Annotated in this window: 1 protein-coding gene; it reads left to right on the top strand. The window is 55.9% G+C overall.

What is annotated here, in order from left to right:
* The first annotated feature begins 141 nt into the window (after positions 1–141).
* Complete coding sequence (locus ACFQY0_RS21215; protein WP_379717063.1) at positions 142–522, top strand: type II secretion system protein GspG; 381 nt, start codon at positions 142–144, stop codon at positions 520–522.
* The last annotated feature ends 265 nt before the right edge of the window (positions 523–787 follow it).

Below are 787 nucleotides of genomic sequence, written 5' to 3'. Positions count from 1 at the left end.
CCAGCGATGGCGACGCCTAACCGCGGCCTTGTTACGTTCCCGTTTTGGTGATTCAATCCCTTCAATCTGGCACGAAGCGCCGCCTTTGTTCGGGCGTCGCGCCATGCCTCAGACGTTCGGCAGAAAATGACTCGCGAGTTGATGCTTATCCAAGTGTTTGTGCTTCTCAGCGCTTGCGACTCCAATGACACCGTCAACAGGGAGTTGTCACCGGAGCGTGCCTTCAAGGTGCTCGCCGCGGCCGTGAACACCTACGCCAGGGAGGCAGGCGAGATCCCATCAACCGAGCAAGGACTCGCTGCATTAGTCGAACGTCCCGAGAATTTCGATGAGGATGCCCGTTGGACGCAAGTCATGACGAGGCAGATGCGTGATCCGTGGCTGTCGACCTACGGCTACAGTGCCAACAAGGATACCGATCCTCCCCAGTTCACGCTGACGAGTCGCGGACCTGATGGAGTGGTTAGCGCCGACGATATCTCGGAGGTGTTTTCTGTGAATCTGGGGGATGAAGAACGTTAAATATGTGGACAACAAATGCCGAACAAGGCAGTCGAGGACGACCCCTATCAGCGGTTTTGTTGCATGCTTGCCGCCACCATCGGAAGCTGCTTGGATGTCCGTAGCCTTTCCGGTTCGGTTACCGGGATCGCCTCACCATCGACGTTGCTATGGCTGCCTGGTTGTCAACGGCAAAAGTTCTACTATTTTCATCGTAATGGATGAGTTCTTCCGCGCCTTTCCGTTGCGCTGGAGACCGGGATGAGAAATGGCGGTTTGATCCAGT

Origin of the sequence: Haloferula chungangensis (assembly GCF_042664875.1) — a bacterium.
Classification (GTDB): Bacteria; Verrucomicrobiota; Verrucomicrobiia; order Verrucomicrobiales; family Akkermansiaceae; genus Haloferula; species Haloferula chungangensis.
This window is presented reverse-complemented; position numbering and strand designations above follow the sequence as displayed.

Excerpts from the sequence above, each read along its gene's own strand:
- ACFQY0_RS21215 (WP_379717063.1), top strand. The coding sequence starts at position 142 with ATGCTTATCCAAGTGTTTGTGCTTCTCAGCGCTTGCGACTCCAATGAC.